Raw genomic sequence first — 16,605 nt, 5'->3', positions numbered from 1 at the left:
CCGGTACGGGTTGCGTACCGGAACAAGGGTTCTGGCGTGTCAGTGGGCTTCTTCGGAAGCGCTGGCGGAAGGCGTCGGCGTGGGGGTGGCGGCCGGCGTGGCGTTGGGGGCCGCGGGGTAGTCCTTGAACTCACGGCTGCGCGTGACCACAGGGACGTTCAGGGACACGATCCCGGCGTTGGCGAACTGGAGGTCCAACTTGATGCTCTCGCCGCCCCTGAGGCTCTTGGGGATCGCCTCGAGCATGATCTGAGGGGTGGGCTTGCCGGTGTTCACCAGCTGGTTGCTCGGGAGCTGGATCGGGGCCGTGACCTTCGCCGTCCCCATGCTGCCCGCGTTGACCGCCTCGAGGGTGTCGGGCGTGTTGGCGGTGTTGAGGATGTTCAGGTAGATCGGGGCCGAGCCGCGCCAGGCGAGCTGCGCACCGGAGTCGGGGCCGAGGATGAACGCCTGGGGAATCTGAATGCCGCGCGTGCCGTAAGCACCGTTCTGGATCAGTACCCCTGCCTCGTTGGGCGCGTACGGCTTGTTGGTGTTGGCGTCGAATCCTGCCCCGCAGCCCGCGAGCACGGGGGCTGCCAAGAACGCGGCGGCTACGACAATCCAGCGACGGCTGGTCACGGGCGGGTTCTCCTTGGTCTTGCGGAGGGCTCTCGCATGCGCTATGCGGAGGTGGCACGCATGCGTGATGTGCAGCGCCCACCATATCCACCCCAATCCATGGTCATATCCACACCCCTGCAGGTCATTCGCTATGTCCGCAAATGCGATTCATAGAGTTGAGCGCTTGTCAAGCCCTAATATGAGGCCTTGACCTGCAGTTATGATGATTTCACTGTTCCGGGAGGCTGTGGATGCGTGGTACCCTGGAGTACAGCGGAAGGGGTACTTGTCACATGACTTTCCAGGTCGGCGACACTGTCGTCTACCCCCACCATGGGGCTGCTCGGATCGAAGCAATCACGAAGCGATCCATCAAGGGTGAGGAAAAGACCTACCTGGTGCTCAAGGTCGACAAGGGCGACCTTACCGTCCAGGTGCCAGCCGAAAACGCAGAACTCGTCGGTGTGCGCGATGTTGTCGGCCAAGAGGGCCTTGAGCGGGTTTTCGATGTCCTGCGTATGCCGCACACGGAAGAGCCCACCAACTGGTCTCGTCGCTACAAGGCCAATCTGGAGAAGCTCGCCTCCGGCGATGTGAACAAGGTCGCCGAGGTGGTTCGGGACCTGTGGCGGAGAGACCGCGAGCGCGGGCTGTCCGCAGGCGAGAAGCGCATGCTCGCCAAGGCACGCCAGATTCTGGTCAGCGAGCTCGCCCTGGCGGAGAAGACCAACGAGGACAAGGCTGAGGCCCTGCTCGACGAGGTTCTCAACTCCTGAACACACATCTTCCACGGGTGGGCGTCGGAGTCGACGTCCACCCGTTCGCTTCAGGAGCCTCGGGGCGGGAGCTCAACCTCGCCGGCCTGCACTGGCCGGGCGAGACCGGGCTCGAGGGCCATTCGGACGGCGACGCGGCCGCGCACGCCGCGTGTGACGCGCTGCTGTCGGCCGCCGGTCTGGGCGATCTCGGGCAGCTGTTCGGGACCGCCGATCCACGATGGGCGGGCGCCTCGGGCGTCGCGCTGCTGGAAGAGACCGCGCGCCAGGTGCGTGCCGCGGGCTACGAGATCGGCAATGTGGCCATCCAGGTGATCGGCAACCGGCCCAGGCTCGCGCCGCGCCGTACGGAGGCCGAGAAGGCGCTCAGCGCCGCCGTGGGCGCGCCTGTGAGCGTGTCGGCCACCACCACTGACGGGCTCGGCCTGACGGGGCGCGGAGAGGGCATCGCGGCCTTCGCGACGGCCCTGGTGGTCAACCTTTCCTGAACGCCGGGCGTCTTTACGTACGGATGCGTGAGGGTGTCCCGGCGGGCCGTCGTCCGGCCCGCTGAATCCGGAGGCGGCGGTTCGTCACTGGCGCGGTACGGGCCGCCGCCTTCCTCTGGTTGCTTGCCTGCTCAGAGGGTAGATGTCCCACCAAGACATGTGAACGTCTCGGGGGGAGCTACACATGATCGGAGCGATCGTTTCCGCAGTAGTCATCGGCGCGATCGTCGGTGCCCTCGCCAGGTTGATCGTGCCTGGCAAGCAGAACATGTCCATCGGCCTGACGCTCATCGTCGGCATCGTGGCCGCTCTGCTCGGCACGCTGATCGCCCAGGCGACCGGGGTGGCCGACACGCGCGGGATCGACTGGATCGAGCACATACTTCAGCTCGTGCTGGCGGTCATCGGCGTGCTCCTCGTGACGCGCATGGGCCCCGGACGCACCGGCCGTACTCGCGGAACACCCACTTGACCTGCGCATTCTTCAATTCTGCGCATAATCCCGGTAGATCGGGTAGCGACCTCCCCGTGAGAGTGAACCGTTCACTCTCGCGGGGAGGTTTCGAGTCATGACAATCGAGTCCATCCTTGGCGCCATCGTGATTGGCGCCGTGATTGGCGCAATCGGCCGTCTGCTGCTTCCGGGTAGGCAGGCCATCGGGTGGGTCCTCACCGTCGTCGTCGGCATCGTGGCAGCCCTGTTGGGCACGGCGCTCGCGCAGGTGCTCGGGGTGGAGACGACGCCTGGCATCGACTGGATCGAGCTGGTGATGCAGGTGGTGCTCGCAATCGTCGGCGTCGGCCTGGTGGCCGGACTCCGACGCGGCTCGAGGGTCTAGACGGGATAGATCGGGCCCGCCCGGGACATATGTCCCGGGCGGGCCCCTTTCATGTCAGTCTTCCGGATCGGCCGGGGGCCGCGGGGTGCTGCGCAGGCGCCCCGAAGGCGCCGGCGGGTCGTCGTCGTGGATGACGGGGTGGGGGGCCGTGTCCTCCGACTCGTCTGTTGTCTCGTCGTCCCGCTCCTCCGCCTCGGCCAGCTCAGGGCCGTGCTTCGGGTCGGGCGCGTCGTCCGTCACGACGGGGTGCGGCTGCGTGTCGGCGTCCCTGTCGTCGTGGCGCGGGTGGACCAGGACGTCGGTCGGCTTGACCCGGTCGCCCCAGCGCACGGGACGCGGGCGCGGCTCCTCCTCGCCCCGAACGGGCCACTCGGCCACCTGCGCCGCCACCGGCGTCTCCGCGACCTCCGCCGGGGTTTCCTGCACCGGTGGTGGCGGCGGCGTCTCAGCGGGCCGGATCGGCTCGGGTGGCCGGATGGGGTCGGCGGGCCGGATGGGGTCGGCTGGCCGGATCGGGTCCGCGGGGGTGATCGGGTCGGCGGGCCGGATCGGGTCCGCGGGAATCGGGTCGGCGGGCCGGATCGGGTCCGCGGGACGATCCGTGGGGAAGGGGACGATGTCCTGCTCCACCGCGGTGTGGGCGGCCACCTCGTACCGATGCGACTGCACGTGCTTGATCAGCAGCAGCCAGAGCCACAGGGCCACGGCCAGCATGATCCAGGGCGCCAGCGCCACGCCGACGGCCGTCTGCCGCGCGTCGAACCCGAACCGCACCGCCGTCGCCACATTCGCCGCCGCGGCCGCCGCGATGAGCACGACCAGCACGGAGGCCGCCTGCACGCGTACCAGCAGCCGGGCCGAGCGCAGCAGCAGCACGTCGATCAGCGCGACCACCAGGAGGGCGTCGAAGGCCGCCGGATAGAGGAAGGCGAGGTCCTGCCTGGCCTCGCCGGCGATGGCCAGCGCGCGCAGGTCGTCGAACGAGAGCGCGCACGCGGCCCCGGTGAGGGCGGCGACCGCGAGCCCGGCCAGGGCGATGCCCAGGCGGCGGAGCGTAGAGGGGGGAGTCACGTCCATGGCGGTTTCGAGCCTACAGAAGAATGGGGGCCAGGATCGATCAAGGGAGATACATGGCCGAGCTGTCGGAAGAAGTGCGCAAACTCCTGGACGCACCGAATTATGCGACCGTGACCAGCATCAACCCTGACGGCGGGCCGCAGTCGACCGTGGTGTGGGTGCGTACGGACGGCGACGACGTGCTCTTCTCGACCGTGAAGGGGCGCAGGAAGCCGCGGAATTTCGAACGGGACCCGCGGGCGAGCCTGCTCGTCATCGACCCGGACAATCCGTACAGGTATGTGGAGATACGCGGGCGCGTGACCATGGCGGACGACCCTGAGGGCTCGCTCATCCAGGAGCTCTCGCAGAAGTACCGAGGGCTGCCATGGGAGGACAAGCCGGGCACGGAGCGGCTCATCGTACGGATCTCGCCGGACAGGGTCACGTTGCGCGGCTGATTTATCGGCGTGACGGCCGGATTTATCGGCGTGACCAAGGCGCGGAGGCGTTAGCCTTGCCATCGTGAGCCTGCACATCTACGACACCAGTACGCGCGCCATCCGTGAATTCGTTCCGGTCGAAGCCGGCCGGGCGTCGATTTACCTGTGTGGGGCGACCGTGCAGGCTCCTCCGCACATCGGGCACATCCGCTCAGGTGTGAACTTCGACGTGCTCCGGCGCTGGCTGGCGCGTTCCGGCTATGACGTGACGTTCTGCCGCAATGTCACCGACATCGACGACAAGATCATCAGGGTGGCGGCCGAGGAGCGCGTGCCCTGGTTCGTCGTGGCCGAGCGCAACCAGCGCGCCTTCACCTGGGCCTACGACACGCTGGGCTGCCTCCCGCCGACCGTCGAGCCGCGGGCCACGGGGCACGTGCCCGAGATGATCACGCTGATGGAGCGGCTGATCGCGCGCGGCCACGCGTACGCGTCCGGCGGCGACGTCTACTTCGACGTCCAGTCGTACGCCGACCGCTACGGCTCGCTCTCCAACCAGAAGCTGGAGAACATGCGGGCCGCGGCCGACACCGACGACGAGTCCTGCAAGCGCGACCCGCGCGACTTCGCCCTGTGGAAGGGGGAGAAGCCGGGAGAGCCGACCTGGCCCACCCCCTGGGGGCCGGGCCGTCCCGGCTGGCACCTGGAGTGCTCGGCCATGGCGACGAAATACCTCGGCGCGACCTTCGACATCCACGGGGGCGGGCTCGACCTGATCTTCCCGCACCACGAGAACGAGATCGCGCAGTCGCAGGCGGCGGGTGACGGCTTCGCCCGCTACTGGATGCACAACGGCCTGCTCAAGATCGGCACGGAGAAGATGAGCAAGTCGCTCGGAAACTCGCTGCTGATCCCCGAGATGGTGCAGAAGGTCCGGCCGGTGGAGCTGCGTTACTACCTGGCGGCGCCGCACTACCGCTCCTCCATCGACTACTCGGAGGAGGCCCTGCTGGAGGCCGCGGCGGCGTACCAGCGCATCGAGGGCTTCGTGACGCGTGCCGCCGAGGTCATCCACGACGTCGACGCGGACGCGCCGCTGCCGCAGGCGTTCGCGGACGCCCTCGACGACGACCTCGGCACGCCGCAGGCTCTCGCGGTCGTGCACGAGGTGGTGCGCGAGGGCAACGTGGCGCTGTCGCGGGGCGACAAGGAGGCCGTGGCCCGGCTGCTCGCCGAGACCCAGAACATGCTGGACGTCCTCGGCCTCGACCCGCGCTCCCCGCAGTGGCGCGGGGCCGGATCGGACCTGTCGCCGGTGGTGGACGCGCTGGTGGCGGTGGCGCTGGAGCAGCGCAAGGCGGCCAGGGAGCGCAAGGACTACGCCGCGGCCGACGCGATCAGGGACCAGCTGGCGGCGGCGGGGATCACGGTGGAGGACACTCCGCACGGCCCCCGCTGGGAGCTGTCCCGCTCTTAGCGTGGGATTCGGTGCCCTTGGGCCCGAGTACCCTTGTTGGCATGGCAGCAGGCGGTAGGGCATCGGGCAGGCCCGCAAAGAAGAAGGGCCCGTCCAAGGGCACCGGAGGGCAGAAGCGCCGGTCGCTCGAGGGCAAGGGTGCAACCCCGCCTGCTGAAATGCGGCATTGGTACAAGGACAAGGCCCGAGCCGAGCGCATCTCCCGCGAGGAGCACGGGGGTGCGCGGCGTACCGCACCGGTGCGGCAGCGGCGCGCCGAGGACGCCCCCGAATACATCGGCGGCCGCAACCCGGTGCTCGAGGCCCTGCAGGCGGGCGTGCCGTCCAGCGCGCTCTACATCGCCCAACGTATCGACAACGACGACCGCGTACGCGACTCCATCAGGATCGCGGCGGAGCGCGGGATCGCGCTGCTGGAGGTCAGCCGCGACAAGCTCGACCGCCTGACGGAGGGCGCCGTCCACCAGGGCATCGCACTCCAGATCCCCGCGTACGACTACGCGCACCCGTCCGACCTGGTGCAGCTGGCGCAGGACGCCGCCGAGATCCCCCTGATCGTCGCCCTCGACTCGGTCACCGACCCGCGCAACCTCGGTGCCATCGCCCGCTCCGCCACCGCCTTCGGCGCCCACGGCCTCCTCATCCCCTCCCGCCGCTCGGCCGGCGTGACGGGCGGGGCCTGGAAGACCTCCGCGGGCACCCTCGCCACCATGCGCGTGGCCCGCGCGGCCAACCTGACGGCGGCCCTGCGCGAATACCGCGAGGCGGGCCTGTTCGTGATCGGCCTCGACGGCGCCGGCAAGACGGACATCCAGGACGTCGAGCTGCTGGCCGAGCCGCTGGTGGTGGTCGTGGGCTCCGAGGGCAAGGGGCTTTCCCGGCTGGTCCGGGAGCAGTGCGACGTGGTGACCCGCATTCCGATGCGGGCGGCGGCCGAGTCCCTCAATGCGGGGGTGGCCGCCGGGGTGGCGCTGTACGAAGTCGCTCGTCACAGGCGTCGCTAGCGTCTACACTGATAGGCCGTGCCGACGTAGCTCAATCGGCAGAGCATCTGTCTTGTAAACAGAAGGTCAGGGGTTCGATTCCCCTCGTCGGCTCTGCAAGCGAAAGGCCCCTGGGCAGGCATTACGCCGTCAGGGGCCTTGTGCTTTCCGGCCTTCAACCGGTGTCTTCCGCGCCTTTGGGAGCCACCTTGGGAGCCACCGAGGCCTGTTTCCCCAGGAGAGCGCTGGAGATGGCTTCGGTCGCGGCGCGGCGGTCGCCCTCCAGCAGGTGTCCGTAGACGTCCTTGGTGATCGCGATGCTCGCGTGGCCGAGGACTTCGGAGACGACGTGGAGCGGGGTTCTCTGGGCGAGCATGAGCGAGGCGCCGGAGTGGCGGAGCTCGTGCGGGTGCCAGTGGCCGAGGCCCGCCTTCTTGGCCAGGCGGGAGAACAGGTGCGAGAAAGTGTCGGGGTCGGACGGGTTGCCGAAAGCTGTCGGGAACATCAGCCCATGCTCCGTCCAGTCCTCGCCGGCCTTGAGACGTTCCTGGTTGTGGGTGGCCTTGTGGCGCTTGATCGCCTCGACCAGCTCGGGAGTCAGGCAGAGGACGCGGCGTGAGCGTCTGGTCTTGAGTTCGCTGATCACGATGCGGGTCTTGGCGGTGATGTTCGGGTCACGGTTCTTCAGGCGCTTGACGGAATGGGTGACGCGGAGGGTACGGGCGTCCGGATCGAAAGCGTTCCACATGAGCCCGAGTGCCTCGCCGCGACGTAGGCCGAAGACGAGGGCCAGGAGGACGAGGACGCCCATGCGATGATCGGCGACGGTGTCGAGGAGTCGCTTGCCCTCCTCGACCGTGAGCGTCCGGCCCTCCTCGACCGGGACGCGCGGAGGCATCGACAGCGCTGCGACGTTGCGCATGATCAGGCCCTCTCGCTCGGCCTGGCCGAGGGCCTTGCGGAGTACGGCGCGCATGTTGCGGACGCTGTTGGCCTTGTAGCCCGCCCTGTGCTTGGCCTGCCACAGGGCATCGACCTGGGCAACGGTGAGTTTGGTCAGCTTGTGACGGCCGAGCCCTGGCTTGAGGTGCAGCCGTACCGTGTCCTCGTAGTCATCCAAGGTCCCATCGGAGATGTGGCCTGGCAGGTGGAGCAGCCAGCGATCGAGGAACGTGCCGACCGTCAGCCGGTCATCGGGGACAGGAGCGCCCTTGGCCAGCGTTTCCTTGAGCTTGCGAACTTTCTCGACGACTTCGGCGCGGGTCTTGCCGGAGACCTTCTTGCGGATGCGCTTGCCGTCCGGGCCATAGCCGAGGGAGAGCGCTCCGCGCCATCGGTCGCCGTCCTTGTAGATGGAGTCCTCGTTCTGGCCCCGCTTCTTGGTGCTCATGCTGCTTCCTCTTCGAGTTGGGCGACGAAATCGGTTAGTGCGGTTGCCGGAATGCGGCGCAGGCTGCCGATGCGAACGGACCGGAGCGCGCCGGAGCGGATCAGTTCGTAGACCTTGGTTCGGCCGATACCGAGGTAGTCGGCCGCCTCTTCGGGCCTCAGGAGCAGAGGGGAAAGGTTCGCGCTCATGCGGCCCTCCCCGTGTGCTCAGTTGCCGAACGATCTTGGCCGTCTGCTTCGGCTTGGAGTTGGGCCATGTGGGCGCGCCAGCGTTGACGCTCTGCCACCGTGCGCAGGAGGCGCACCGCCAATGGAGCGATGTTGGCGTCTCCGGCTGGGACGGGCTTCCAGACGTAGCGGCGAGGGTCAGGTGATGCCTGGTTAGCCTGTCCGAGGGCTTCCAGGACCCAGGTACGGCGGTCTTGCTTGTGTTCGGCCAGGGTCTTGTTGGACCACTTGCGGGAGACCAGGACGCGGCGCCCGGCGTAGCCAAGGTGATCGGGCTTGTGGGCCTTGCCCCGGCAGCGGCCGGGCGCCATCCCGGGTTTGGCGCCCTTGGGCTGGATGCCGTAGCGCAGCCAGTTCGCGCAGGTCGGGGAGCAGGGTTCCCAGCGCAGGGCCTCAGCCAGCCGTCCAGCGTGCTCGAGTTGCGCTGGATTGTCGGAGTCGAGGCTGTCGCCGAGGGATTTGGTCAGGTACTTGGACAGGTACCGGATGCACTGGTCGGCGTCCGGGGTGCCCGCCAGCACGCCCTGGATATCGACCTGGTCGCCGAAGCGCAGCACGTGCAGCGGTTCGGCTGCCTCGTCGGCGTCGAGCTGGTCGAGTGCCTCATCCCAGGTAGGCAGCACCTCGCCGGTTGCCGGGTCGAGGTAGCCGGCGCCCTCTTCCCAGACCGGCAGGTGGTCACCGTCGAAGACGACCCGATCGACGGCAGGCCACCACACTTGGTGGTAGGTGGCCGCCGCGATCTGCTTGATCTCCGCGCGGGGGAGAGTGCCCCGGATGGCCATGTGCAGGTGCGGGGCGAGCCGCTTCTGAAACTCTACCGTCGCGAAGTACTGCACGTCATAGCCCGCCACGCGGCGCAGGTTCTGTACGAACCGGTCCACCAGCTTGGAGAAGTGCAGCGCGGCCCGGGCGGCCCGGGCGTAGTCGTAGGTCTCCGGATCGACGGGCACGCCATCGCGGATCTTGCCGTAGGACGGCAAGGTGAGCGTGACGAACAGCGAGGGCCGGTAGACCTTGCCGTCCGAGCTGGTGAACGTCCGCCCCAGCGTGGTGGCCGTCATCTTCCGCTTGGGCAGGTCTGGGGCATCCTGCCGCCGCCGGGTGGAGCGGTTGCGCTTGGGGACGGTCCGGCCGAGCACGTTGCCGCGCATGCCCGCCTCATTGATCTCCGCATCGACGCCCTCGATGGCGGCGTCCCAGTCGGAGGTGTCCTCGCCGAGACAGGCGGCTTGGTCACGGTGGGATTGCAGGTCGGCGCGGAACTCGATCAGCCAGCGTTGTTCGTCGCTGGGTTGGTCCGGGGTGATGGCTGGCTCGTGGTCGAGGTGCCAGCCCTCTCGGCACTGTGCCATGCGGAGTTGTCGGTTGCGCTTGGCGCACGGGGGACATGTGGCCTCCAGGGTGGCCCCGCAGGGCACATCGACGATCTCCCAGGCTCCGGTGTACGTGTCGAGCCGTTTGAGCGGGACGGGCCGGATGCACACGCCGTGCTGCTTGGCGACCTCTTCGGCCACCTCGCGAGCCAGGGGCATGGCCTGTCGCACGGCGCGAGGTAGGGAGCGATGGGTCATGCAGTCCTCCCGCCGTCGGTGACGATGAGTGCGCTCTGGCCGCATTCGCGGCATTCGACCAGGCCCGCCGCCAGGTCCATCCACAGCGCGTTCTCGGTGTGGCAGACCGAGCAGCGCAGCCCGTCAAGGACGTGTGCCAGCAGCCTCATCGGCTCTCACCCCCGGTGAAGGTGGCGACCATGGCGCGGATGTCGTCGTCGGAGACGTAGGCGGCCCGGACCCGGATCGGGTCGGGTGAGGTCTCCAGCCGGACGTAGCCGACGCCCGCGCCCAGACTGGGGTTCGCGGAGATCCGATCGGCCAGTGCTCCGCGGTCGCGTGCGCCGTCGCCGAGGACCATGTCCACCTGTTCCGACTCGTCCAGCCGGAGGGCGATCTTGTCGGGGAACAGGTTGCGGATGGTCATGACCTCTTTGCGGGGGTCCTGGAGGGCCGCCAGGACGCCGACTCCGACCGCCCGTCCCTGGGTGGTGAGCGTGGCCAGTGCGGCGGAGACGCGCCGTTTCAGGTCCTTGTCTGCCTGGTAGGCGGTCAGGAACGCGACCTCATCGACGATCACCAGGATGAACGGGTCCTCGATGGTGGGGGTGTGGGAGCGTTGGACGCCGCCGAAGCGGGTGGCCCGCTCTTGCATGACCTTGACGGCCTGCTCCAGCAGGTCGGCGCACTCTTCGGGGGTGGCGGCGTACCGGTGGCCGAACAGGGCGCGGCCGAAGGACAGTTCCATCAGTTTGGGATCGAGCGCCCAGATCTCGACCAGGCCTGCGCGCACGGCCGGGATGAGGGCGCGGATGGTGGACCAGATGATCGAGCCCTTGCCGGCTCCGGTGGCACCCGCGACCAGCACGTGTGTGCCGTGGACGTTGAGCAGCCAGGAGGAGCCGTCCTCTTGCTTGCCGATCTCGACGGGTCTCACGGTCGGCTCTGGCGGGATCGGGATCGCCGGCAACGGTGTGGCGAGGGGGTCACGTCGGGGGAAGGTCAGGGCGAGTCGTCCGGCTTTGACGACCTGCACGCGGCAGGAGGGTGCGCCGAAGCCGTGCGCGAGGTGGTCGATGCGGTCGGCCCAGTCCTTGACGGCTTGCCCGTCGAGCATGCGCACGGTGACGGTGTCGGCCCACGGGTTGCAGGTGACCTTGCCGAGGTGGGGCAGGTAGTCGCGGCCGCGTAGGTGTCGGCCGAGCCCGGAGATGATCACGACGGGTTGCCAGTGGCGGCGGTAGATGAAGATGAGCCGCCACCAGGCCAGCAGTCGCCAGCCGATCCAGTGGGCGAACGAGGCGCGATCGATGACGGCCCAGGTGATGAGCCCTGCTGGGACCGGCGCGACGAGAAGTAGCGCGGTTTGCCAGCCGTACAGCCAGCACAGCACGGACGGCACCGCCAGGACCGCGACGGCGATGGGGTGGCGCCCGATCGTACGGACGAGCCCGGCGAGCAGTCGCCAGGCGAGGATGACGATGGTGACGATAGCCGGGGTCTTGACGACGGCCGGGCGGAAGACGACGGCCGTGTCAGGGGTGGTGGAGACGAGGTTGCGCGCCTCGTCACCGGGAAGCCTGCGGAACATAAGCTAGATGCCTCTCGTGATGTGGAGTCGTGGGAGAACCGAGGGGCCGCCGGAAGTTGGCGCTTCTGGCGGCCCCGCCCTGCCTGGTCAGGCCGCCGTGTCGGTGGCGGCCTTGTCGGTGGCCGACTGGTCGGCGTGCAGGCGCTCGCAGTCGGCCAGGTAGCGAGCGGCGGCGTTGAAGATCTCTCGGGCGATGGCCAGATCGGCATCGGTGACCGGGCCGGCCCCGGTGGTGGAGATGTGCACGTGGGCCTCGTGCGAGGTGAATTCCAGGAACGGGCGTGGGTTGCTGAGCAGAAGCCCGGAGCTGACGCGCAGCCGGGGCGTGTAGAACGAAACGCCCACATGCGGGGCCTCGTCCGACTGCATCGACAGCGTGACGTAGGTGTACGGGCCGAGGCTGCTCATGCCGCCCTCCTCGTGGCAGTCGCCTCACGGGTGCCGCCGAGGGCGAGCAAGGAGCGCTCGACCGAGCGGGCGTAGCGGGCGGCCTCGCGGGCGAGCTGGCGCGCGAACGTCAGATCTTCCAACGTCACGGGTCCGTGCGTGGTGACCTGGACGCAGGCGGCTCCGAAGTCGAGCGCCAGCACGGGCTCACGGTGGCCGTAGGGGTGGAGCAGGGTCCGGGCGGTCCGGCCGGTGGTCAGCCGGATCATGCTGGTTCGAGGGGTACGGCGACGGGTCATCAGGCGGCGTCCTTTGCGGGCTTGTTCTGGGTGGTCGGGCGGGGTGCGTGCATCTCGCGGACTCGGATCGAGTAGGCGAGGCGACCGTTGCCGTTGACGTACGGGGTCACGGTGATGTGGTCGAACTCGACGGGGATGAAGGGGATGCCAGCGACAGGTGCGGGCGGTACCGGCTGGGCCGGCGCCAGGATCTTGACCGCCACGGTCTTCTGGGCGGGCTTGAGGGTCGGGTCACCGTCCATGACCGCGACCTGCCAGACCAGTTCTCCGGTCTGCTTGTCGCGGGCCTGCACGAAGCGGCCGTTGGACGAGGCGTCGAAGTCCTTGACGGGCTCGACCTCGCCGACGATGTAGCAGCCGTGCGGGAAGACCATGGCGAAGGTGACGGGGATGGGGCCTTGCAGAGCCATAATGGCTCCTCTCTTGAATGTCTGACACTTGACCTATCAAGTGATGCTCTGAGAGTAAGCCTCCGAAACTTGCTACGTCAAGTGACGTGGTGTGAGTGACGAACCTCTTACCGATCCGGTAGACATGCAGCCCCGGCGATCAAAGGAGAACGGACGCGTGTACGTGAGGTTTCAAAGCCCCACCCCTAATGCGCGAGGTGTTCACCCTGGCGTGTTCGGCCTCATCAACGGCCTTGCCAAACAGGGGCGACTCTCACCGGAGCAGGAGCGATTCAGGACCGAGAGCCACGCCTGGTATCACGCCAACCTGATCGATCCCGCCGACGTGGATCCTCGGGTCTACGACCGGGAACGTAACCCAGGGGCCACCGCCTGGTTCAAGGGATCGGCCGGCCACCTCATCGAACGGGTCTCCGGCTACCTGGAGATCCTTGCCGCGCACGAGGTGGCATGCGTGCGCATCGAGACGGCCGACCCCGGCAGCGTCATCTATGAGGACGCGCATCAGGTCATCGTCGTGCCTTACCGAACCGGGTAGGCGTCTTCCAGTTCGTGACGGTCGGCCGGAAGCAACACCTCGACCACGACGAGGGGGCTTCCGGAGGCATCGCGGACGGCGCCGAAGACCGCCAGCAGCGGGATGTTCTTCGGCATGCCGAGCTGCTTGGCCTCCTGGGCGGTGGGCATGCGGGCGGTGATCTGCTCCACGATGTGATCGAAGCGGACCCCCTTGCGCGACTGAAGGTGCTGGCGCAACCCCTGGGCCAGCGCCTCACCACTGGTCAGGTCAGTGCCCTCCGACAGCTCCAGGGGCAGCCAGAACGAAACCAGTTCGGTCGGCTCACCGCCACGGGCGATCAAGCGACGACGCAGGAACGCCCTGCTCTTCGGGTCCACGCCCAACAGCGCCGCCACCCTGTTCGGCACAGCCGCCGCCCCCGCCTCGATCAGCTCGCCGGGAGCATCGGTCTCGGGGTTGGTCAGGTAAGCCTGACCGGGTCGGTTCGGCTCCACAGATGCCATCGCGGGACGGCCGCGCACGAAGCGCCCCTTGCCCTGCTGGGACTCGATCCAGCCCTGTTCGCGCAGCACCCGAAGCGCAGCAACCACCGTGGGGCGTGAGACGGAGAACTCTTGGATCAGCTGGTGCTCGCTGGGGAGGAGTGAGCCGGGCGGATAGGTTCCCGCTTCGATACGCCGTTGAAGGGCCTGCACAAGCTGCGCATACTTCGGCGGCACGGACTCTAGTGACATTACGACCGTCCAACACCCGACAGGTTGTTTTACCAAGTTTGAGCGTATCCTGAGCCGGACCGCCTGTCCACACCGTCCAGGTAACGCACGCCATCCATAAACAAGCCCCCGGCAGGCCAGACCACCAGTAGCCCCCTATGGGATGACGCAGTGGCTCGCCTGCCGGGGCGATGAGACGCGACGAGGCAGGGGGAAGCACACCGACCCCTCCGGACGGGCGCGATCGCTGCCCCGCCGCGCCCGTCTCAGGGACTCTTGACGTACTCAGCCAGGACCGAGGCTGCGCCCTTCGGATCGTTGGTCGGGTGTCGCTTCTTCGCATCTTGCCAGGAGTAAAACGCGCCGTCGCGCCCGACGAGCACCGACACCGGCAGCCCTGGATGGGGCCGAGCCACCATCAACGCGGTGTTGTTGTCGCGCAGCTCCGCATTCACACCGAGAGTGGTGAGCTCATCACGCAGCCGCACCAGCATGCGCTCCGCGGCCCACCGCATGACATCTGCCGCCAGTTCGGCCGCTATCGGATTCATCTTCCGCTCCTTTCGGCCCGGCCGCTTCCGAGGCAGTCGAGACACTCCCGCTCCCCATGTGAGATCTGATCTTCGGTGCCGTCGCCGACGAGGAGTGCCCTCCGCGAGGCGCGCAGCTTGATCCCCCGTCCCCGGCATGCCGGGCAGGGCGTTGTCTCGCTGTTCTCGTCTGGCCGGATCACCGTCGCCATCTCCTCGTTCATCCGGCGTTCCCTCTGTCGGGAGGCCGCTTGACGTACCGTTGTTGGTTGATGGCAAGTCCACCGGCAAAGCACAATGAGGGGACCCGCTAAGAGGCCCCCCTCTTAACCCCTTTTCGATCCGCCGTCGGAAGAAGGCCAGGTATGCCAGAGCCAACGCCAAACGTGCGACTCCGGAACTGGCGCCAGAAGGCGGATTTGACCCGCGCCGAAATGGCAAAAATGGCCAATCTCACCAAAAGCGGGATTAGGTACAACCTCGCCTGCGATGAGGAGCGGATACGCCGCTGGGAGGCCGGCGAGGTCACCTGGCCGCGCGAGCCGTACCGGCTGGCCTTGACTGAACTCACCCACCTGGACCCGGAAGACCTGGGGTTCGTCCCCACCAAGCGCACTCGCACATCCGGCATTTCTCCCACTACGGTTGATAGCATCGCGAACGCACCGCGCCCTGCAAAACTGGTCGAGGGAGAGGGCGGAGACGACGTGCGACGCCGGGAATTCGTCGGACTGACGGGGGCCGCCCTGTTCAGCGCAGTGATCGGCAGCCCAGCGGCAGCCGAGGCCAAAGACTTCAATATCGAAAAGCTCGCCACCGCACTCGTGGATTACTCCACCCCCGCAGACGGCCCGATCAACCTCGAATCCCTTGCCAGTGCAGTATCCACCGCAAAACGCAATTACCAGGCATGTCGATACGAACAGGTGACGGCCGCGCTTCCCGCCCTCCTCCGCAAGCTCCGCGCCGGCTGCGCCTTGCTGCACGGGGACGACCTGCTTCGGGCGCATGTCCTGACCGCCGAGGCGTACCACGTGACCGCCTCCATCCTGCTCAAGCAGGAAGACAAGGGACTCGCCTGGCTCGCCGCAGACCGCAGCGTCCAAGCCGCGCACGCCAGCCAGAGCCCACTCATGATCGGATCAAGCTCGCGCATCATCACCCACGCGCTCATGGACGGAGGGCATCACCGCGCCGCCACCGACGCCGCCCGAGGTGCAGCAGAGCGCATGGACGCCGACCTGGCCAACCCTTCACCCGACGACCTGTCGATCTACGGATCCCTACTGCTACGAGGAGCTGTCGCCGCCGCGAGCACCGGCAGCCGACACAACACCGCCGAACTCCTCGATGAAGCCGCCGAGGCGGGAACGCGACTGGGCCACGACGGCAACCACATGTGGACCGCGTTCGGCCCCAACAACGTCCTGTGCCACCGGGTCAACGTCGCCCTGCGATTCGGCGATGCCGGCACCGCCATCGACTACGCCCGCCAGGTCGAGCTGGACAAGCTACCCATCAACGAACGCAAGGCCACGCTGCTGCTCGACACCTCCCGCGCATTCCTGATGTGGAACCAGCACGACAAGGCACTGCACATCCTGCGCGCCGCAGGCGAGCTCGCCCCCGAGGAAATCACCGGCCGCCCCGCGGCCCTCCGGCTGGTCCGTGACATCCTGGCAACCGCCCCGATCAGCGTCCGCCGCGAAGCCCGCGAGTACGCGGCAACCCTGGGAGTCAGCGCGTGACACAACCCGGCAAGGTCCTCTACATCATCGTCTGCGCCGCAGGACCCGCCCACGACGTCGGCCGCCTCGTCACCCTCGCCCAAGACCAAGGCTGGACCGTCCAGATCATCGCCACTCCGCCGGCCCTCGACTTCATCGACATCGCCGCGTTGGAGAAGCAGACCGGCCGCCCCGTCCGCAGCCAGTACCGCAAGCCGGACGAACCGAAGTCACCCCGTGCCGACGCGATCATTGTTGCCCCGGCGACCTACAACACGATCAACAAATTCGCCCAGGGCATCGCCGACACCTACGCCCTAGGCGTCCTCTCGGAAGCGCCAGGCTTGGGCATCCCTGTTGTCGTCCTACCCTTCGTCAACAGCGCCCTCGCCTCTCGCACACCCTTCCACCGCAGCATCCAAGACCTGCGCACCGATGGCGTGCGCGTCCTGTTCGGCCCAGGCCAATTCGAGCCGCATCCGCCGAGTTCGGGAGCCGACTGCATCGACGCCTACCCCTGGAAACGCGCACTCACAGAACTTGCCGAATTGTTCTCATAGGGATCAAGGCGGTGGCGCACGCGCCGCCACGCG

General features: G+C 67.9%; 22 protein-coding genes and 1 tRNA gene. 11 read left to right on the top strand and 12 right to left on the bottom strand.

Features of this window, described 5'->3' with window-relative positions:
- Positions 1 to 39 precede the first annotated feature (39 nt).
- The gene (locus AB0H84_RS00850) at positions 40 to 621 is read right to left on the bottom strand and encodes a copper chaperone PCu(A)C (RefSeq protein WP_357596092.1); all 582 of its coding nucleotides are present in this window, start codon (positions 619 to 621) and stop codon (positions 40 to 42) included.
- Between the two features lie 275 nt (positions 622 to 896).
- Between AB0H84_RS00850 and AB0H84_RS00845 the strand changes: the two genes are divergently transcribed.
- The 4 genes from AB0H84_RS00845 to AB0H84_RS00830 all read left to right on the top strand — a co-directional run bounded on the left by AB0H84_RS00845 (position 897) and on the right by AB0H84_RS00830 (position 2,706).
- Positions 897 to 1,379, top strand: coding sequence for a CarD family transcriptional regulator (locus AB0H84_RS00845; protein WP_043624891.1), 483 nt, complete (start codon positions 897 to 899; stop codon positions 1,377 to 1,379).
- A 17-nt stretch (positions 1,380 to 1,396) separates the two neighbouring features.
- Positions 1,397 to 1,867, top strand: coding sequence for a 2-C-methyl-D-erythritol 2,4-cyclodiphosphate synthase (ispF, locus tag AB0H84_RS00840; protein ID WP_357596090.1), 471 nt, complete (start codon positions 1,397 to 1,399; stop codon positions 1,865 to 1,867).
- A gap of 184 nt (positions 1,868 to 2,051) precedes the next feature.
- A complete protein-coding gene (locus AB0H84_RS00835) occupies positions 2,052 to 2,339 on the top strand; it encodes a GlsB/YeaQ/YmgE family stress response membrane protein (protein ID WP_344997812.1) in 288 nt (95 codons plus the stop codon).
- Positions 2,340 to 2,436: 97 nt separating this feature from the next.
- A complete protein-coding gene (locus AB0H84_RS00830; RefSeq protein WP_357596087.1) occupies positions 2,437 to 2,706 on the top strand; it encodes a GlsB/YeaQ/YmgE family stress response membrane protein in 270 nt (89 codons plus the stop codon).
- A 54-nt stretch (positions 2,707 to 2,760) separates the two neighbouring features.
- Here the strand turns inward: AB0H84_RS00830 and AB0H84_RS00825 are convergent, their stop codons facing one another.
- The gene (locus tag AB0H84_RS00825) at positions 2,761 to 3,783 is read right to left on the bottom strand and encodes a DUF2637 domain-containing protein (RefSeq protein ID WP_357596085.1); all 1,023 of its coding nucleotides are present in this window, start codon (positions 3,781 to 3,783) and stop codon (positions 2,761 to 2,763) included.
- Between the two features lie 53 nt (positions 3,784 to 3,836).
- On the opposite strand from AB0H84_RS00825, the gene AB0H84_RS00820 reads away from it, so the two are divergent.
- The 4 genes from AB0H84_RS00820 to AB0H84_RS00805 all read left to right on the top strand — a co-directional run bounded on the left by AB0H84_RS00820 (position 3,837) and on the right by AB0H84_RS00805 (position 6,779).
- The gene (locus AB0H84_RS00820; protein WP_357596082.1) at positions 3,837 to 4,223 is read left to right on the top strand and encodes a PPOX class F420-dependent oxidoreductase; all 387 of its coding nucleotides are present in this window, start codon (positions 3,837 to 3,839) and stop codon (positions 4,221 to 4,223) included.
- 64 nt (positions 4,224 to 4,287) lie between these two features.
- Positions 4,288 to 5,682 (top strand): cysteine--tRNA ligase, encoded by a 1,395-nt coding sequence (cysS, locus tag AB0H84_RS00815; protein WP_357596079.1) that lies wholly within the window; start codon positions 4,288 to 4,290, stop codon positions 5,680 to 5,682.
- A 41-nt stretch (positions 5,683 to 5,723) separates the two neighbouring features.
- A complete protein-coding gene (gene rlmB / locus AB0H84_RS00810; protein WP_357596076.1) occupies positions 5,724 to 6,686 on the top strand; it encodes a 23S rRNA (guanosine(2251)-2'-O)-methyltransferase RlmB in 963 nt (320 codons plus the stop codon).
- 20 nt (positions 6,687 to 6,706) lie between these two features.
- A tRNA-Thr gene (locus AB0H84_RS00805) sits at positions 6,707 to 6,779 on the top strand.
- 61 nt (positions 6,780 to 6,840) lie between these two features.
- Here the strand turns inward: AB0H84_RS00805 and AB0H84_RS00800 are convergent.
- From AB0H84_RS00800 to AB0H84_RS00765, 8 genes are all read right to left on the bottom strand, one after another.
- Complete coding sequence (locus AB0H84_RS00800) at positions 6,841 to 8,055, bottom strand: tyrosine-type recombinase/integrase (RefSeq protein ID WP_357596074.1); 1,215 nt, start codon at positions 8,053 to 8,055, stop codon at positions 6,841 to 6,843.
- Complete coding sequence (locus AB0H84_RS00795; protein WP_357596071.1) at positions 8,052 to 8,243, bottom strand: helix-turn-helix domain-containing protein; 192 nt, start codon at positions 8,241 to 8,243, stop codon at positions 8,052 to 8,054. Before AB0H84_RS00795 ends, AB0H84_RS00800 begins: the two co-directional genes overlap by 4 nt.
- Positions 8,240 to 9,856: a replication initiator gene (locus AB0H84_RS00790; RefSeq protein ID WP_357596068.1), complete on the bottom strand. Its 1,617-nt coding sequence runs from the start codon at positions 9,854 to 9,856 to the stop codon at positions 8,240 to 8,242. Before AB0H84_RS00790 ends, AB0H84_RS00795 begins: the two co-directional genes overlap by 4 nt.
- Positions 9,853 to 10,005, bottom strand: a complete 153-nt coding sequence (locus tag AB0H84_RS00785; RefSeq protein WP_357596066.1) for a hypothetical protein — start codon at positions 10,003 to 10,005, stop codon at positions 9,853 to 9,855. Before AB0H84_RS00785 ends, AB0H84_RS00790 begins: the two co-directional genes overlap by 4 nt.
- A complete protein-coding gene (locus tag AB0H84_RS00780; protein WP_357596063.1) occupies positions 10,002 to 11,426 on the bottom strand; it encodes an FtsK/SpoIIIE domain-containing protein in 1,425 nt (474 codons plus the stop codon). Before AB0H84_RS00780 ends, AB0H84_RS00785 begins: the two co-directional genes overlap by 4 nt.
- A gap of 87 nt (positions 11,427 to 11,513) precedes the next feature.
- Positions 11,514 to 11,834 carry a hypothetical protein gene (locus AB0H84_RS00775; RefSeq protein ID WP_357596060.1) on the bottom strand — a complete coding sequence of 107 codons (321 nt, stop codon included), beginning with the start codon at positions 11,832 to 11,834 and terminating at the stop codon, positions 11,514 to 11,516.
- A complete protein-coding gene (locus tag AB0H84_RS00770) occupies positions 11,831 to 12,112 on the bottom strand; it encodes a hypothetical protein (RefSeq protein WP_357596057.1) in 282 nt (93 codons plus the stop codon). Before AB0H84_RS00770 ends, AB0H84_RS00775 begins: the two co-directional genes overlap by 4 nt.
- Positions 12,112 to 12,522 carry a plasmid replication, integration and excision activator gene (locus AB0H84_RS00765; protein WP_357596054.1) on the bottom strand — a complete coding sequence of 137 codons (411 nt, stop codon included), beginning with the start codon at positions 12,520 to 12,522 and terminating at the stop codon, positions 12,112 to 12,114. The genes AB0H84_RS00770 and AB0H84_RS00765 overlap by 1 nt, the downstream gene beginning before the upstream one ends.
- A gap of 211 nt (positions 12,523 to 12,733) precedes the next feature.
- On the opposite strand from AB0H84_RS00765, the gene AB0H84_RS00760 reads away from it, so the two are divergent.
- Complete coding sequence (locus AB0H84_RS00760) at positions 12,734 to 13,060, top strand: hypothetical protein (RefSeq protein ID WP_357596051.1); 327 nt, start codon at positions 12,734 to 12,736, stop codon at positions 13,058 to 13,060.
- Here AB0H84_RS00760 and AB0H84_RS00755 read toward each other — a convergent pair.
- Positions 13,045 to 13,761: a GntR family transcriptional regulator gene (locus tag AB0H84_RS00755; RefSeq protein WP_357596048.1), complete on the bottom strand. Its 717-nt coding sequence runs from the start codon at positions 13,759 to 13,761 to the stop codon at positions 13,045 to 13,047. The genes AB0H84_RS00760 and AB0H84_RS00755 overlap by 16 nt on opposite strands.
- Positions 13,762 to 14,021: 260 nt before the next feature.
- Positions 14,022 to 14,306 carry a hypothetical protein gene (locus AB0H84_RS00750; RefSeq protein ID WP_357596045.1) on the bottom strand — a complete coding sequence of 95 codons (285 nt, stop codon included), beginning with the start codon at positions 14,304 to 14,306 and terminating at the stop codon, positions 14,022 to 14,024.
- Positions 14,307 to 14,650: 344 nt separating this feature from the next.
- Between AB0H84_RS00750 and AB0H84_RS00745 the strand changes: the two genes are divergently transcribed.
- Together AB0H84_RS00745 and AB0H84_RS00740 are read left to right on the top strand one after the other, a co-directional pair.
- Positions 14,651 to 16,033, top strand: coding sequence for a helix-turn-helix transcriptional regulator (locus tag AB0H84_RS00745; protein WP_357596043.1), 1,383 nt, complete (start codon positions 14,651 to 14,653; stop codon positions 16,031 to 16,033).
- Positions 16,030 to 16,572, top strand: a complete 543-nt coding sequence (locus tag AB0H84_RS00740) for a flavoprotein (protein ID WP_357596040.1) — start codon at positions 16,030 to 16,032, stop codon at positions 16,570 to 16,572. Before AB0H84_RS00745 ends, AB0H84_RS00740 begins: the two co-directional genes overlap by 4 nt.
- Positions 16,573 to 16,605: the final 33 nt, after the last annotated feature.

Origin of the sequence: Nonomuraea sp. NPDC050786, assembly GCF_040654115.1 — a bacterium.
Taxonomy (GTDB): Bacteria; Actinomycetota; Actinomycetes; order Streptosporangiales; family Streptosporangiaceae; genus Nonomuraea.
Note: the sequence above shows the minus strand (reverse complement) of the source record. Positions and strands in the feature narration are given on the sequence as shown.

Excerpts from the sequence above, each read along its gene's own strand:
- AB0H84_RS00845 (WP_043624891.1), top strand. The coding sequence starts at position 897 with ATGACTTTCCAGGTCGGCGACACTGTCGTCTACCCCCACCATGGGGCT.
- AB0H84_RS00835 (WP_344997812.1), top strand. The coding sequence starts at position 2,052 with ATGATCGGAGCGATCGTTTCCGCAGTAGTCATCGGCGCGATCGTCGGT.
- AB0H84_RS00830 (WP_357596087.1), top strand. The coding sequence starts at position 2,437 with ATGACAATCGAGTCCATCCTTGGCGCCATCGTGATTGGCGCCGTGATT.
- AB0H84_RS00825 (WP_357596085.1), bottom strand. The coding sequence starts at position 3,783 with ATGGACGTGACTCCCCCCTCTACGCTCCGCCGCCTGGGCATCGCCCTG.
- AB0H84_RS00820 (WP_357596082.1), top strand. The coding sequence starts at position 3,837 with ATGGCCGAGCTGTCGGAAGAAGTGCGCAAACTCCTGGACGCACCGAAT.
- rlmB (WP_357596076.1), top strand. The coding sequence starts at position 5,724 with ATGGCAGCAGGCGGTAGGGCATCGGGCAGGCCCGCAAAGAAGAAGGGC.
- AB0H84_RS00800 (WP_357596074.1), bottom strand. The coding sequence starts at position 8,055 with ATGAGCACCAAGAAGCGGGGCCAGAACGAGGACTCCATCTACAAGGAC.
- AB0H84_RS00795 (WP_357596071.1), bottom strand. The coding sequence starts at position 8,243 with ATGAGCGCGAACCTTTCCCCTCTGCTCCTGAGGCCCGAAGAGGCGGCC.
- AB0H84_RS00790 (WP_357596068.1), bottom strand. The coding sequence starts at position 9,856 with ATGACCCATCGCTCCCTACCTCGCGCCGTGCGACAGGCCATGCCCCTG.
- AB0H84_RS00785 (WP_357596066.1), bottom strand. The coding sequence starts at position 10,005 with ATGAGGCTGCTGGCACACGTCCTTGACGGGCTGCGCTGCTCGGTCTGC.
- AB0H84_RS00780 (WP_357596063.1), bottom strand. The coding sequence starts at position 11,426 with ATGTTCCGCAGGCTTCCCGGTGACGAGGCGCGCAACCTCGTCTCCACC.
- AB0H84_RS00775 (WP_357596060.1), bottom strand. The coding sequence starts at position 11,834 with ATGAGCAGCCTCGGCCCGTACACCTACGTCACGCTGTCGATGCAGTCG.
- AB0H84_RS00770 (WP_357596057.1), bottom strand. The coding sequence starts at position 12,112 with ATGACCCGTCGCCGTACCCCTCGAACCAGCATGATCCGGCTGACCACC.
- AB0H84_RS00765 (WP_357596054.1), bottom strand. The coding sequence starts at position 12,522 with ATGGCTCTGCAAGGCCCCATCCCCGTCACCTTCGCCATGGTCTTCCCG.
- AB0H84_RS00750 (WP_357596045.1), bottom strand. The coding sequence starts at position 14,306 with ATGAATCCGATAGCGGCCGAACTGGCGGCAGATGTCATGCGGTGGGCC.
- AB0H84_RS00745 (WP_357596043.1), top strand. The coding sequence starts at position 14,651 with ATGCCAGAGCCAACGCCAAACGTGCGACTCCGGAACTGGCGCCAGAAG.